General features: G+C 39.0%; 11 protein-coding genes. All 11 read right to left on the bottom strand.

The window, feature by feature from the left end:
• Positions 1 to 179: 179 nt before the first annotated feature.
• The 11 genes from AC4HAN_RS05900 to AC4HAN_RS05850 all read right to left on the bottom strand — a co-directional run bounded on the left by AC4HAN_RS05900 (position 180) and on the right by AC4HAN_RS05850 (position 15,380).
• Positions 180 to 1,862 (bottom strand): BglG family transcription antiterminator, encoded by a 1,683-nt coding sequence (locus tag AC4HAN_RS05900; RefSeq protein ID WP_491091667.1) that lies wholly within the window; start codon positions 1,860 to 1,862, stop codon positions 180 to 182.
• A gap of 333 nt (positions 1,863 to 2,195) precedes the next feature.
• Positions 2,196 to 3,131: an HlyD family efflux transporter periplasmic adaptor subunit gene (locus AC4HAN_RS05895; protein ID WP_491091666.1), complete on the bottom strand. Its 936-nt coding sequence runs from the start codon at positions 3,129 to 3,131 to the stop codon at positions 2,196 to 2,198.
• A 14-nt stretch (positions 3,132 to 3,145) separates the two neighbouring features.
• Entirely contained in the window at positions 3,146 to 5,422 is a 2,277-nt protein-coding gene (locus tag AC4HAN_RS05890) for a peptide cleavage/export ABC transporter (RefSeq protein WP_491091665.1), read from the bottom strand.
• 1,643 nt (positions 5,423 to 7,065) lie between these two features.
• A complete protein-coding gene (locus AC4HAN_RS05885) occupies positions 7,066 to 7,344 on the bottom strand; it encodes a hypothetical protein (protein WP_491091664.1) in 279 nt (92 codons plus the stop codon).
• A 272-nt stretch (positions 7,345 to 7,616) separates the two neighbouring features.
• Positions 7,617 to 7,805: a hypothetical protein gene (locus AC4HAN_RS05880; RefSeq protein WP_491091663.1), complete on the bottom strand. Its 189-nt coding sequence runs from the start codon at positions 7,803 to 7,805 to the stop codon at positions 7,617 to 7,619.
• Between the two features lie 29 nt (positions 7,806 to 7,834).
• The gene (locus tag AC4HAN_RS05875; protein ID WP_491091662.1) at positions 7,835 to 8,245 is read right to left on the bottom strand and encodes a hypothetical protein; all 411 of its coding nucleotides are present in this window, start codon (positions 8,243 to 8,245) and stop codon (positions 7,835 to 7,837) included.
• A gap of 498 nt (positions 8,246 to 8,743) precedes the next feature.
• Positions 8,744 to 10,420 (bottom strand): BglG family transcription antiterminator, encoded by a 1,677-nt coding sequence (locus AC4HAN_RS05870; RefSeq protein ID WP_491091661.1) that lies wholly within the window; start codon positions 10,418 to 10,420, stop codon positions 8,744 to 8,746.
• 154 nt (positions 10,421 to 10,574) lie between these two features.
• Complete coding sequence (locus AC4HAN_RS05865; protein ID WP_491091660.1) at positions 10,575 to 11,318, bottom strand: sugar phosphate isomerase/epimerase family protein; 744 nt, start codon at positions 11,316 to 11,318, stop codon at positions 10,575 to 10,577.
• A gap of 10 nt (positions 11,319 to 11,328) precedes the next feature.
• Positions 11,329 to 12,858 (bottom strand): FGGY-family carbohydrate kinase, encoded by a 1,530-nt coding sequence (locus AC4HAN_RS05860; protein WP_491091658.1) that lies wholly within the window; start codon positions 12,856 to 12,858, stop codon positions 11,329 to 11,331.
• A 55-nt stretch (positions 12,859 to 12,913) separates the two neighbouring features.
• Positions 12,914 to 13,900: an amidohydrolase family protein gene (locus AC4HAN_RS05855; protein ID WP_491091812.1), complete on the bottom strand. Its 987-nt coding sequence runs from the start codon at positions 13,898 to 13,900 to the stop codon at positions 12,914 to 12,916.
• A gap of 25 nt (positions 13,901 to 13,925) precedes the next feature.
• On the bottom strand, positions 13,926 to 15,380 hold the full coding sequence (locus AC4HAN_RS05850; RefSeq protein ID WP_491091657.1) for a PTS galactitol transporter subunit IIC: 1,455 nt from the start codon (positions 15,378 to 15,380) through the stop codon (positions 13,926 to 13,928).
• Positions 15,381 to 15,533 lie beyond the last annotated feature (153 nt).

Genomic DNA, 15,533 nt, shown 5'->3' with positions numbered 1-15,533 from the left:
CCTGCCAAGATAAAAACGGAACTGTGACTGATGCATGACTGTGTACGTATCTTATAACATTTCAAAATTTCTATACAGCAAAACGAATTCAACCAGGCATCAGCTGGATTTAAGCTTAACAAAACACCGTAGCTAAAAGCCTGCGGTGTTTTTGACTGCAAGACTGCTTCAAACCAGAGCTAGTTTTCAGTTGCCGTTTTCAGCTGTGTATCATAGAGCAGTTCTTGATTAATTAAACGCTCAATTTTGGTTTTTAAAACATAGCAGTCATTATCATCTTTGACATAATGACGGATATAGCTTTCTAATTTTTTATCAAAATCGTCCTGTCCCGCCTGAGCATGCTGTTTAGCAAAGCGGATTAATTTTATGGCATCGTCGTCCGTCAAAATCGAATGAACAAAGAGTGTCGGCAGCTTGGTCTCAAGCTTATCAGCAGCCGAAATCACCAAATCAACGGCAATAATATCAGCAATACTGTAAAACTGTTCAGACGTTAAAACCGCTTCAATTTTACTGTGAGGCAGATACTGACTGCACTGCTGCATGAACAATTTTTGAACACCGATGCCCTCATCACAGACCAAAGCCAGAGTAACAGGCGGTGTCGGCTTCGATTCGGCATGCTCTAATTCGCCGCCGATATGAATTGTAATATAAGCAATATCATCATCATTCATTTTGATAAACCAGGACTCTTCCAAAAGAGGGATACAGGCCTTGGTCATAGCAAACAAATCTGCATATTTATCCTTAATTTGATCGGTCAGGGGATTGCTGGCCGCGATTCCGTAAGTTTTTCGAAAAAGCAGGGCCTTGCAGTGCGTCAGCAGCTGATCGAGCAGCAGCTTCTTATTTTGAAAGTGGACGTGGTAATCCAATTCAAAAGTATTGATAAAATGTCCCAATATGCGGCGCATATCATCATAATCGTGGCTTTCCAAATGAGTATCCTGATCCTTGCGGTAAGACAAAAACAAAACCGCAACTAAGGATATTTCAATCTCATCCAGCTCCAAACCAAATTCTTTTTTCAGGTTTGCGGTTAGATTTTTAGCAATCTCATACTCTTTTCGTTCTTTAATAGGAGAGAATTCCTGCAGCAAATCACTTTGCTCCTCCGCAGACAGTCTCAGATTGCGGTAGCTTAAAATGTGATAAGGCAGCGTCTCAGCCATCAGGCGGATATCCTGAGAATTGATTTTTTTCCCCAGCAATTTCTGAGACGCCTGCAGTTCCTTGTCCATAAAGGCAGAAATATCACCTGAAAAATAACCGGACAGACCGGCAAAATGCCGTAATTTCTCGCGAACCATAGCGGTGTAATTGGGATTGCTGTCCATGTAAATGGTGTAGAGCAGCTTATTCAGATATTGAATCTTAGACAAAGGATGACATTTCAGGTGATAACCCCGCGACTTAGTAACTTGCAGCTGGATACTGTATTGCTCAAAAGACAGTTTCTCGCGGATTTCATTAAGATCGTTTAAAATTGTATTGCGGGACACGCCGTTCAGCTGCATCAGTTTCTCAATGGTTACACGGTCTCTGGAAACAGCAATATAGGTGATACTGAGGAGCATCCGTTCATGCACGCTCATGACATAAGAATAATCATCCAAACCAGCTAAAAGAGTTTGGCAGGCTTCCTTTTGCTTAAGCGACAGGAGAATTCCCACACGCGGATGACTGATAATTTTAGGAAGCTGAGGCGGCAGGGCTTCATTTATTTTATCCAGATGATAATAAACTTTGCGCCTCGATTGGCCTAAAACTTTTGAAATAGTCATAACGGTCTCAGGCTCCTCTAACTTGATGAGATAAGCCAGAAGATCATAACTATTTCGATCCAGGATAATCATTTTCCACATCCTTTGTTAATCTATTAGAACTTTGCAGTACAAAACAATACGCCGACAGGTCATTTTGATAAAGGCAGGAACTGTCAAAAATCGTTTATTGCTGGGAAAATCCCTCTCCAAACAGCATCGGCAGAATTATGAAAAGCAAACTAAGGTACTAGCTTCATTATACCATACTTTCAAAAGAGCGAATCGCTTTCTTTAGCCGATAAGCTTTTGCACTACCACGATACTGCAGTCATGCAAAAGACCCGTTCTTCCTAAGCAGAAAAAACAGGTCTTTTGCCAGTTGTAAAAAGGAATTTGCCGGCAGTACGGCAGTGAAAATCAATCTTAATTTTCAAGCTTGTGCAGCAGTTTATCTTTGAAGTAGTTAAAATAGGTCTTTTTATCCGTTACCGTAACTGTCTTGCCAGTCATGCCGTATTTCACAAGCTTGCTGTCTTTTTTGGAGACCGTTACTTTGGCAGTTACCTTAAAGAGATTGCCGTTTTTGGTTTTGGTAGCTGACAAGGCAACATTGGTAATTTTACCTTTAAGAACAACTCGATCATTGCCCTTTCTTTCCAAAGAAAGCCGGGTCTTTTGCCCTTTCTTCATAGAAACAACATCATCAGAAGAGACATAATAGACAATCAAGACTTTCTTGGACTTTCGAATGTCAGGGTAAAGCTGACCGATTTCAGCCAACTTAGGAATGATATTGATCCCTTCATATTTGGGATTGGTATGGATAATCCCATCGTCTGAAGCAAAGATAGAAATTTTCTTTACCTCATCATCATTGCCGGAGCTCTTCTTTTCAGCTTTCTTATCCTTACTGTCCTTGTCTTTATCATCATTTTTAGAATTTTTGCTGTCAGATTTCTTTTTGGATTTTTCCTTGCTATCTTTTTTATCAGTTTTCTTAGCTTTTTTCTTGGCTTCTTCTGCTCGTTTTTGCCTTTCTTCTACAATTTTCTTTTGTTCAGCCTGCCGTTTAGAGTCGGCATTTTCTGAATAGGTAATCAGCAGATCGCCTTTTTTAACGCTGGCATTATTGTCCAAATTATTTTTAATGATGGACGTATCACTGTAGGATTGAATAACCGATACCACCCTTGTCGGAGCCACTTCTCCTGTGGATGTGACGGTTATTTCCTTTTTAGCAAAACAGAGAAAGACTATTATAAAGATGATCAAGCAGACCAAAGGAACAATCAAGAGGGTCGCAAAATTATGATAGCGTCTCCTATAAAATTCTGCACTTTGTAAAAATTTAGGATCCATCTTATTCCTCACTTTCAATGAAACAGCTCATAATAGAGACCCTTATCAGCCAAAAGGCTCTCAGGTGTTCCCTGCTCAATAACCCGTCCCTGATCCATGACGATAACATTGCTAGTCCGTTGGGAGATACTCAGGCGGTGGGCAACAAAGATAATGGTTTTATCGGTCATCTGCAAAAGATTATCAACAATTTTCTTTTCGGTCAGAATATCCAGACTGCTGGTAGCCTCATCAAGAATTAAAATCGGTGCCTTGGTTAAGAGTGCTCTGGCCAGGGCAATACGCTGCTTTTGACCGCCAGAAACACCGGCACCGTCTGATAATTCAGTCTGATAGCCCAGCGGCATTTGTTCAATATCTGAGCGGATTTCAGCAATTTCACAGGCACGAATAATCTCTTCCTGAGTTGTCCCTTCTTTGGCGCCCAGAGTTAAATTATCCATGATAGATCCGCTGAACACATAGGCTTGCTGAGGAAGGTAGCTAATGTGCTGCCGCAGAGCGGTTTTATCAATAACCTTTAGGTCATTGCCATTGATACGGACAATCCCTCTGTTGGGCTCATAAAAGTTGACAATCATCTTGGCCAGAGTTGTCTTACCGGAACCGCTGGGACCGACAATACTGACCTTATCCCCTTTTTTGATGGTTAAATTGATATCTGACAGCGTATCGCGGCCAAAGCCGTACTTATAGGAAAGATTTTCAAAAGTAATATCACCGTCCAAAAAACTGCTGTCTGACAACTCACCGCTGTTTTCAAATTCAGATTCAACCAAGTAAACCTCATTCAAACGAGTATTGGCAACACGGGCGGACTGCAGCTTGGATTGTAAATTGATAATATTTTCAATCGGATTTGAAAAGTAAGATAATAAAGCGTTGAAGGTAATAAGCTGACCGACTGAAATTTTATTATCCATGACTAAGCGCGAACCGTACCAGAGAATAACGACATTAAGAATAAGCTTGGCACCGCTTTTCAGGGCAGATTGAAGAGCACTGTATTTGTGCAGTTTGAAATTTTTTTCCAAATAATCCACAAATTCACTGTCAACGTTTTGGTAACGAGTTGTTTCACTCGTGAGTGATTTGATGGTTTCCATCCCATTGATATCTTCAATGATAGAAGAGCTGACCACGGCATTGCTTTCCATGACCTCGTGATTCATTTTTTCAAAAGGTTTCAAGAAAACAAAAACAATAACAGCATAAATCGGAATTGACAGCAGCGTCAGAAAGAACAGGTTATTGTTCTGCACCAACAGGACCCCGCCAACCAAGACAATCATGGTCAGATCTAAAAAGATGGAAAAGATAGTTGATGCGACAGCATCAATAATCTGATTGGCATCTGTAAAGCGGGAAGTAATCTCACCTGTACGTCTTGTCGCAAAGAAAGACATGGGCAGAGTAAAGATATGCTTAATATAAGACAAAATGACATCAATCACCAAGCGCAAACTGAGAACTGCCAAGAGATAATCCTTGGCAAAAGCCATAACCTGCTGAATTATATAGGTAACGACCAGACCGATGGTAATAATTCCCAAGGTCGACACCAGCTGATCGGGGATATACTCATCTAATATACCTTGAAGATAGTAGGAGCCGACAATATCAATCAAGGTTACAATTAAGCTGGCCAGAATGATATAAGTCATCAGCGCTTTTTGCTTAAAGATTAAAGGGAAGAAGTTAGACAGACCGTTCTTTTTACCTTTATGAGGCTTATAATTCGGCTGCGGAGCCAAGAAAATGGCCACTCCTGTCCACTCTGACTGAAAGTGTTCCTTACTCATCTTAGTGACTTTGACCGACGGATCCGGATCCCCAATAATGAGATTGTTCTTTTCATTGGCATAAACAACATAGTAATGCTGCAGGCGCTTATTCTTAATCACGTGGACAATGAAAGGATAAGTCAAGTCATCATAGTCAAACAGCGTCATATCCGCCTTAATAGAACGCGTTTCAAAGCCAATCTTTTTAGCGGCTTCGACAATACCCAGAGCCGTCGTTCCTTGTTTATTGGTCTTTGACAATTCCCGCAGATGAGCAAGAGAATAGTGCGAACCATAGTGCCTAGCAACAGAAGCCAAGGCTGCTGCCCCGCAGTCTCTGGTATCAATCTGGGGAACCATCTTATAATGTCTGCGCCAGAAAAGACGAGAAGTGCCTTCCGGCAGCGGCTCAGAAACACCCATTCTTCCTCTGATAATTCTTTTGATAATTTCTAAGACAATATTAACAGCTACCACAATTAAAACAATATAAATAACCTGTTCCATAAAACTAATCTTTCTTCATCCATTTTTCAGAAAAATAACCCAAACTATTCTGGGTCATTTTAAAGCCTTAAAATACTTTAATATCTTAAAGAAACGCTTGCCATGCTATCATTATACTTCTTCAGCACCACTCATAATTTAATGTTTTATCATCTTTAATAGTTTTGCGCCATCAATCACAATGAGAGAAAGTCCTTCTAAGACCATTAAACCAACAAGAATGTACTTAAGGGGTCTTATCGGTGTGTATACAGCTATTAACCCCATTATTACAAAAATCGGCAGCAAACTATTCTGAAATAGACGTTTAATCATAGGCTATAACCAGCTCCTATAGAGATTTCAAGCAAATTTTAATAAGTTTACTGTCATTTAAATTACAATCAGTTTTTATTAAAAAAAGAACAAATATAAACCATAAAATGCTATTGCAATACACTCTAATACAAAGACCCCAAAAGAAATCAGCCTAATTGCCATAAGCAGCGATTAACGGACATACTATGCAGCTAATCATAAAAAGACGACTTAAAATACTCCACATGTTATTACCATCCGTTTTTCCAATCTTCAGCTTCAGAAAGAGCAGTTACATCTGCCAAAATGATTAAATACTAATGATTGAAGAGGGACTAAAATATGATAGAACTACAATGAGTTTTACGACTTTAAAATCTGAATTTGATTACTTGTTACTTGGTCTTAAAATAACTAACGCCGATAATGATTAGTGAAATAATATCCACCAAAATTAGTAAAGTAAGACAACAATATTTTGTCGTATTATTTCCGCTGGATGCACTAATCCTCGCTAAAATTCCCGAAATAATCGTTGCTGTCATTGCAACCACTAAAATTTTCTTAAAATCTAACATATCAATAACCTGTTACAAACCCATTATACGTATACGCACTATGAATAAAACCTGCAGTTGCACCAATAACAGCGCCAAATAAACCAGAATCTACCGTTATTTATGGGAGTTTAAATCTCTTAGTACTTGTAAGAAATACTTACCGTATACTGCAATCATAAGTAAACTTGCCACCAATCCTATGAGGAAAGTAATCAGCTCTATGTTTTTACTTGGAAACCACTTTGGAATAAATACCAAAATGCTCATACTGATTACATACAACAGACAAATTATTATAGTATGTACCGAAATTTTCATATCAAACTCCTAACATTTTTTAATCCAAATTCCGTACTTATCATAGCTGAAACCTTTCATAAAGCCAGCATATAACCAATAATTTGACAATACTTTTGCTTTCACTAATGCAAAAGATAATAAACAAATAGACCAAGCAAAATGATGACACAGATAAATGAAATTACTATGTTTTTACTGCGGTAAGAAATAAGTGCTAATACACAAAGAGCAAGTAACACTAAAATTGACTGAATTATGTGCATAAACCAACATCACCTTTTCTAAATTTGTACTGATATTTTTAATGAATTCAATAATATACCTTGTACCTAGAATAGACTAACATTCGTATTCCAAAAGAAAAATACTATTAAAATTATTAAAGTTAACTCTAAACCTACTTTAAGTAAGCGTAGTACCAATTGAAGTCATACAACTAATTTTCAATATATAGAAATGATTCAATTGATAACTAGAAGCTGTTAATTACCAGAACCCTCCGTCTCCCCACCCTTCTCTAGCACCAATATAAACACCTGCCACTGTAGTCAAGCCGAGAGTCCCAAGAGCTAGATAAGGTCCTGCAACTGGAACTCGCCAAAAAAATTGAGCTGGCTTGAAACCAGCCGTAAATCCTGTTCCAGCTCCTAAAACTCCACCAGCAATTGCTCCAACAAAACCTGAACCATCAATATCTGCAAGATAGTCTTCTCCTGCTGCTTCAAAATGGTCAAATGCCATTGAGTCTAAAGTTACTGTATTCATAAAACTTCTCCTTTTCTAAATATTGCTGTCATTTAGCATTTTAAAATGACAGGTTCAATAATATTTCTGACTTTTCACTTTGACGGAAACAAAGTGAAAAGCGAGTATAAATTTTCTGATAACTATTGTTTTTATTAATTTCTTACAAAAAATAAGCCAGTCATCTCATACAATGACCCAAAGGCTGATCGCTAAAAACTAATTTCAGAACTTTATCCCGCTCTTCCTTCACCTTCCTACCTTTTATATTCGCCAACGATTAGAAAAATAATTTATTTTCTTTTATTTTTTAAATAGCAAAAGCCTATATAAGCCAACAGAAAAGCTTGTACTATGATGGTGATAACCGCACAAATCTGCTTGACCTTTTGATTGCTGCTGGAAGAGGCGATAACCGATGCGGTCGAGGAAATCACCAGAACCAAGGTAAAAACTAAAATAATATTATCGCCAAACTTCATTGTAGCTCCTACTCTATTTATCACATCTTCTATCCTGAGGTATCTTTACTATTTTCAGCTTTTTTCATGACAAAACCAGTTACGGCTGTGATAAGAATAACTAGTACTATTGCTGCTATTTTTGAATAGCGCCATATAATGACAGCAGTAACCATGGCAAATATAAACCAAGACAGCAAATAAATTATCTTTCGTGCTCGATTCGCCATCGTATTGCCAACCGAATTATTTGCTTTTTGATTACCATTACCTTTATTATTCTTCTCTTGAGCTTTTGCCATACTAAAAAAATTGAAAACAGCCGTAGCTGTGAGTACAGTAAATAGTATTATTGCCACAATTCTTGAATTCGACCACTCAACCAAAGCAAGACCTGTGGCTAACAAAAGCCAAGATAGTAAAAAAATTATCCTTCGTGTTTTTTCATTTTTTAGTATCATGTTAATATATCCCAATTATTAATTTGTCCATAATAAATGGCTCAGCTGCACCACTATTGGAGACAATAAAATGAACTCATTTGTCAATTTTGATGCTTTTTATTCCAATAAAGTATTAATACTGAAATATTTTCTATCATAAAGATTATAAACACGATAAGCTTAATATTTTTAATGGGTAACAATAGGGAAATAAGCAACAAAACGGGATAACTGATAAGAACAGCTCTTCCTACTTTTGGCGACAGCATAACACACTCCTTAACATTGGAAAGCACTGCTAAAGCATTAGGCACTCCCTTTGAATATCGGTGCCATTTTAACACTTTAAACTAGCAGGTGCAATAATATTCCAGAAATTTAACAGTGATGGTAACAAAGCGAAAACGGATCAAAAATTTTCTGACAATTATAATGTTATCCACTTTTTATTCGTAGATTTGCAATTCTTCTCGGAAATTAAAAAGTCGGGGACATGCTGTCCTGATTGGATAAACCTCATATATCCCTGACATCTTTTAACAGTTCCTGATAAAAAATTTTTTCTAGTTCTTTAACTAAAGCATAGGCACTCTTAGTATCTTTCACATAAGGATGGACAGATGTTCGCAATTTCTCGTCTAATCTGCTGTCTTTAGCTTTTTCACCCTGAATAAAGCGTATCATTTTGACACTGTCATCATCTGTCAAGATAGCATGTACTTGCAAGACTGGTACTGGTGAATTTAAAATACTTGAATCTGTAGTCGTAATAACAAAATTTGATGTTAAAAGGTCATGGATACTGTGAAATTGCTCTGAAGTAAAGACTGCATCAATGTGGGGATGCGGAAGTACTTGCTGACATTGACGCAAGAAAAATCGTTGGACCCCGGCACCATCATCACAGACTAAAGTTATCTTAATCTTATCAGATCGCATTTTGGGTTGCTCTTTTCTTTCCAGTTCTCCGCCCAAATGAACGGTTAAATAAGCGATATCATCATCTGTTAAGCTAATAACCCACGCTTTCTCCAAAATATCTGCACAGGATTTTGTTTGGTCAAAGAGCTGCTTATAATTCTCTTTTATCTGTTTGGTTAAAGGATTAATCGAAGGAATATTAAATGTTTTTCGATAAAGCATAGATTTACAGTGAGCAACCAGCTGGTCAAGAAGCAGCTCTCTATGGTCAAAGCTGCTGTGATAGAGAGTTTCAAATTTTTTTAAAAATAGGCTCAGCTGGGACCGCATAGCATCGTAATCATGGCTGTCCGCATGTTCATCACGATCCTTGCGAAAAGACAGGAGCAAAAGAGTGACAATAGATTTTTCCAATGCATCCAAACGAAGATTAAAGGTTTGATAAATCCTTTCTGCTAAATCGTGTACCAAGCTGTATTCTTTACGCTCATGCGCTAGATTAAACTCACGTTTAAAGGCAAGTTTATCTTCCTCAGATAAAACCATGCTTCGATAGGCACTCAGCAAATAAGGAAGAGCCTCAGCCATAAATTGACGATCATAGCGGTTAACCTTTTTCCCTAATTTATTGCTTAAATTTTCTACCTGTTCACTTAAATAACCACGCATTTCCTTCGAAAAATAGCGATTATTGGGGGAATGTTCCTTGATTTTTTGATAAACAATTTCTTTAAAAGCATCGCTCCCCTTATAAATAATCGTTTGTAAAAGTTTGTAGGAAAATTGAATTTTAATCAAGGCCGGGCAAACTAAAAAATACCCTTCTGATTTGCTCACTTGAAGATTAATTCCAAAGGCATCATCTGCTAATTTCTGTCGTATTTCCTGTAAATCATTTAAGACCGTGTTGCGAGAAACATCGGTCAAATTCATTATTTTATCAATCGTTACTCGAACAGATGCAACACTGATATAGATAAGTATCAGCTGCTGCCGTTCTTCTGCGCTCATGACATAGGAATAATCATCCAGCCGACTCATTAAATCACGGCAGATTGTTTTTTGCTGTTTGTTTAATACGATTCCAATTCTGGGATAGGAGACAATTTTATCTACTCCCACAGGCAGAGCTTCATTAATTTTGTTAAGATGATAATAAATTTTTCGCCGGGATTGACTCAAAGCCTTCGATATGCTCATAACGGTTTCCGGCTCTTCTAACTCTAGTAAATAATTGAGAAGAGCATAACTTCGTTTATCTAAAAGAATCACTTTTTTCTCCTCTCGTAAAGTATGAGGATATTAAAAAATCTGTAAAGCAGAAAGGGCAGGAAAGAGTCCCTAAAACTCTAAGCAGTCTGTTTTCCTCATAAATTTTTATCCTGCATTTGATGCCAAACAAAAATAACGTTAGTTTTTGTCTGTCTTAATCAGCGTCAATAAGCCTGTTTGCATCATGGTTAAGTACTTCAGCAGTTGATGGATACTCTAAAGCAAGATATTCTAAAGAAGGAAAAGCTTCTTTAATCTGACAAATATCCAGCTCACCTTCAAACAAGCTAGAACTAACTTGGGGGTTATTATTTACGAGTTTATAATTTTTGCAATGAAGATAGGTCGTAACAGAAGCTAAAATTTTTTGCGCCTCCTCAACGGATTCATGAACCCAAGCCCAATTACCCGTATCAAACACAAAGCTGACAGGCAGCTCAGCGGCCTTCATCAAATTCATCGTGTGCTGACAGTTGGCTAGGCTGGCATGGAGCGGCGTTTGATTATTTTCTACCCGTATACCGATTTTATCAAGGGGAAAATCTGATAACTTTCTTAACTCTTGGCTGGTCACCCCTCGGCTGTCACCCGTATTTAATTTAATAAAAGGAGCTGCTAAAGTCTGCGCCTCTTCAAAAAGAGTTGTCAGCAGAGGGTTGATTCTTCCGTTTATAAATAAATCTTCATTAATACTGTAAAAAAGCGATATGCCATAGTTATCAGCCGTTTTCTTTAATCGAAGCAAGTCGGCTGTCCTATTTCCAATAAATTCACGTCTGACTTCAAATCTTCTAAATCCTAAATCATAAACGCTTGCAAGTAAGTCTTCCTGACTTTTACCAGCCTGTAGGTCTTTTAAAAAAGCAATACTGTTAACAATAATATCTTCTTTTTTCATGCTAGCCCCTTTAATTTAACTCATTGAGTTTCTCCAGAGCGCTCAGCAATTCCCACTGCGGCTGCATAGCTTCAATAAGGCTCTGGTAAACTCGGTATTTTGCTTCATAGCAGGCATGTTCTGCTGCAACCGGTTCGAAATAATCTTTAGGTTTCACCATCTTGTGACAGGCTTCTTCTAAGCTTAAGCCGTCAATTGCCTGCAAACAAGCAATCGCACCACCTAGAGCACCTAACTCACTCCCCTCAACGGTTTCAACGGGAATATCGAGAATGTCTGCAAAGATCTGCATCCAAGCCCGTGAATTAGCAGCACCGCCTGAGAGCCTGATTTTCTTTGGCTTTCCTCCTTTTGTCTTTATAAGCTGATCAATGTGCTGTTTGTGGGCAAAGACAATTCCTTCATAGACCGCACGAAGCATATGAGACTTGGTAGTCGTTGAACTCAATCCAAAAAAACTCGCTCTGGCGTCCTGCCCGACATTACTGCCATAGAGAAAAGGGAAAAATAAGACGGGTGTATAGGATGCGCTGGTTTCCTGCAAAAAGATTTCTAAATTATCATAAATTGAACGACCTTCTTGCTGACTGTTTTGAATTTCTTCAGCCATCAGCATTTTCAGAATAGCATCAAGGTTGCCTGCAGATGTCGGGCTGCTGGCTTCAACTAAAAAATCACGGTTAGGAAAATAAGAATTCATATGACCGCTGTCTTGATCAGCCGCAATCTTACTGGGATAAGTATTGATATTCCACGTTCCTGAAATCACACTAAAAACATCATCCTTTAGAACACCCGAGCCAACAGCACAGGCATCAATATCAAACAAACCGCCAATAACAGGAGTTCCTTCAGCAAGGCCAGTCTCGTGAGCAGCGCTTCTACTAACGCCACCCACAGCTTGTGCATAATCAACCAGAGGAGGGAGGGCTGATTTCACCTCAGGTATGCCAAAAAAGTCTAAAATTCTTTCATCGTAGGTGCCAGTCTTAAAATTAATCCAGTGGTTTCCTGAAGCGTCTCCATACTCCTGATTGATTTTACCGGTTAATTTAAAACGGACGAAATCTTTAGCAGACAGAATTGCACCAATTTCTTGGTATAGCTCCGGTTCATGATTCTTCATCCACCGTAAAAGGACTGGGTTCTGGACACCGACAATATGCTGCTGGGTTAGAGGCCAAATTTCTGACACTCGCTTCTCAAACTGTTGGGCTAAAGCTGTAGCTCGGTTATCTGTCGAAAGAATACCGCGTTTAAAAGGACGCCCTTTCTTATCCAAGAGATACAAACCTTTGCCATGTCCGATACAGGCGACTGCTGAAATAGACTGACTGCTAATGCCAGATGTTTCAATAACCTTTTGAATAGCGTTAACCATTGCCTGCCAGGTCGCTTTCAAGTCCACTTCTCTATAACCCGGTTTATCTTCGATACGGAGTGTTTCAAAAGATGAAACAGCCAGTTGCTGACCGTCTTCATTAAATAAGACGGCTTTTGTGTTGGTACCGCCGTAATCAATGCTTAAAAAATACCGCATGAGTTCGCCTCCTGTAAAAAAAACAGAGCTGAGAATAATTTCCCAGCTCCATTGCCTATAGATTCAAGCCTTTAGTAGCTGGATCAAATGCCTCGTGATTGGCCTTAATAAATTCTGGCTTAAAGTAAACACGCTCAGCATTGTTGTAGAGTACATCTTCCAATTCTTCCTGCGTAAAAATATCAGTATGCTCCAGCCATGTGGCCAGTTCCTCATAAGTATTAAAGGTAGCCGACCAGGGAGAATCTGTTCCCCATATAATGCGCTTGGCTCCAAGAACTTCTTTGGCAATTTGCACATTCTTTTTCGATTTTGGAAAAGGAAACTTATCAGGTCTGTCAATATCTTGAATGGCTGATATGTCGGTATAGATATTTTCTAAATCTTTCCAGCTGCTAATTTCAGCTCGCAGACGATTCGGATTATCTGCATGTGGGAAAGAGAGGTGGCAGACAACAAAATCAAGACTGGGATAAACACGCGCTAAGTTTGCAATAGCATCCGGCTGATGGCTGATTTGATCCCAGTTACCGTAATCAACAGTTATGACAAAACCAGGATAATCAAGCAAATAAGTCAGAATCTGGCTGACATGCGGATCTGAATCCAAACGAAAAGGGGTCTTAAGACCGCGATAGCCGTGAATACCTCCGCCCTGGCTGATTTCAAGTTTGAGTGCCCTAAAACCTAATTCTTCAACATGACGCTGTATGATTGCCATAGCATTATCTGCAAAGGGATCTACTGAAAAAGCCCCTGTAAAACGCTGAGGATACTTCTTAATGGTCCGATAAGTATAATAATTCTGGTAGCCATTGAGATGACCCTGCAAAATAACAGCTTTTTCAACGTCATTGTTATCCATATAATCTAGCAGAGATTCTGCCGGAAAATTTCTATCCCCATAATGATCTTCAATCAATTTGATAACTTCACCATCGTCCCAAATGGCATAACCATTGCCAAGGGCATTTAAACGCCCTTTCCCATTAAAGCCGGCGATAGCATCGACAATATGGGCGTGTCCGTCAATTTTTTTCATCATTTTTCCTCCATTAAATTCTTTATCAATCTTCACTGAGAACGATTTTTTCAGAGCTTCCTTCAAAGCCGCTATTTTTATCTGCCATCTTATTGAGGTAAGTGTAGATGGATTCGCGGCGAGTCCGCAATATAAACAGAGCGATAAGATAAACGATGACAGTTAAGCCTATCCACAGCGGACTGCCCGATATCCAAGCGATAAAAATTAAAGCCGTCAGAGGGTGAGCCAGAAGGTTAAAACTCATAATGATAGCTACTCCAGCCGGTAACAGTGAACTGTTACTTTGCTGCACAGCCTGAGTATAAATGGGACCAAGATAAGAAGCCGCATAGAGACCCAGAGAAAACCAGATGATACCATTCAAAATCGTTTTTAGGATATTCCCTTTAGTGATGGCTACCATAGACTCCACCATAAAAGGAATAGCAATCAGATCAACAACCGGCAGGGCTCGATTCCCAGGCAGTAAAAGAGACACAAGAACCATGATAGGAACAAGAATCAAACCGGATATAATTGTTGCCGGTTCTCCATAGCCCACACCATCATCAACTGCAATAAACCACCGTTTCTTACTGACTGTTGCTGCTTCCGTCTCACTTTCTTTCTTCTTATTTTGCTCAACAGCCTGAGCAAGAGGCGCAAAAGCTTGGGCAAAAACACCTGTGATCAAAGGAAAAATTGTCATAACAGCAGCTAAAGCCACCGCAAACTGAAAGATGCCTCCCCAAGCCTTAATATCCCCTAAATTACGAATACTGCCTAATACACCTATAATCAAACCTAGAATAAATCCAAGGGTCATAGGCTCTCCAAAGATGCCTAGTTTAGCCTTTAGAGAATCTGGGTTGAGTTTAACTTTACTTAATCCCAAAGCATTCCACAAAGGATCTAAAACGATGGCAGGTACCACAGTTTCAATATTGTGAATGGAGTTTACGGTCGCATTTTTAATTCCAAAATAATCAGACCAGCGATCAGCTACAGTTTCTGATAATATTAAGGAATACAGGAGAACAAAGACCATAAAAGCAAAGGAAAGAATAAAATTATGGGTCACCTGATAGGCAAGAGTCCCCCAAATCATGTAACCAAAGTTATTCCAGAGATTGGCCGGGGTAAAGACGCGTGTGATTCCCAGTAAAAAGATAACCAGCTCAATCACCAGACCGATAACAAAAAAGGATAGGCCAATCGTTGACGAAAAAGCTGTCAGAGAACCTGTCTGCCAGCCGATATCAACAATCGGCAGATTCAGGCCGGTTGATTCAACCATAGCTTTGATATATTTGGTAACAAGCGGTGAAAAGGAAGAAATAATCCAGCTGAATCCTGTTAGTCCGACACCGGCGCGAAGTGCACTGAACAGAGCCTTCTTAGCGTTGACCTTTAAACATAAACTAACAATAAAAATCATCACCGGAACAACAACTGATGCTCCAAAAGCATCGAAGAAATTGTGCAGAGCTTCTAGCATAAAGTAACCTCATTTTCTTAGGTAAGCGCTTTTATCATAATCTGTAAATTACAGCCATGCATATCTCTAACAGCTGCACAGGAAACTTTTGCCACAGCCCAGAGAAAGCTTCAAAAAACTTCCTTCTTGCTGCTTGACTCCTGCTGCGCAAAA

This window comes from Streptococcus sp. ELY_86 (genome assembly GCF_058314495.1).
The sequence above is the reverse complement of the archived record's forward strand: the minus strand, read 5'-3'. Positions and strand labels throughout refer to the sequence as shown.

What these genes read in the sequence shown, in the direction of transcription:
- AC4HAN_RS05880 (WP_491091663.1), bottom strand. Translation starts at nt 7,805, where the DNA reads ATGAAGTTTGGCGATAATATTATTTTAGTTTTTACCTTGGTTCTGGTG.
- AC4HAN_RS05895 (WP_491091666.1), bottom strand. Translation starts at nt 3,131, where the DNA reads ATGGATCCTAAATTTTTACAAAGTGCAGAATTTTATAGGAGACGCTAT.
- AC4HAN_RS05855 (WP_491091812.1), bottom strand. Translation starts at nt 13,900, where the DNA reads ATGAAAAAAATTGACGGACACGCCCATATTGTCGATGCTATCGCCGGC.
- AC4HAN_RS05900 (WP_491091667.1), bottom strand. Translation starts at nt 1,862, where the DNA reads ATGATTATCCTGGATCGAAATAGTTATGATCTTCTGGCTTATCTCATC.
- AC4HAN_RS05850 (WP_491091657.1), bottom strand. Translation starts at nt 15,380, where the DNA reads ATGCTAGAAGCTCTGCACAATTTCTTCGATGCTTTTGGAGCATCAGTT.
- AC4HAN_RS05885 (WP_491091664.1), bottom strand. Translation starts at nt 7,344, where the DNA reads ATGAATACAGTAACTTTAGACTCAATGGCATTTGACCATTTTGAAGCA.
- AC4HAN_RS05865 (WP_491091660.1), bottom strand. Translation starts at nt 11,318, where the DNA reads ATGAAAAAAGAAGATATTATTGTTAACAGTATTGCTTTTTTAAAAGAC.
- AC4HAN_RS05890 (WP_491091665.1), bottom strand. Translation starts at nt 5,422, where the DNA reads ATGGAACAGGTTATTTATATTGTTTTAATTGTGGTAGCTGTTAATATT.
- AC4HAN_RS05875 (WP_491091662.1), bottom strand. Translation starts at nt 8,245, where the DNA reads ATGATACTAAAAAATGAAAAAACACGAAGGATAATTTTTTTACTATCT.
- AC4HAN_RS05860 (WP_491091658.1), bottom strand. Translation starts at nt 12,858, where the DNA reads ATGCGGTATTTTTTAAGCATTGATTACGGCGGTACCAACACAAAAGCC.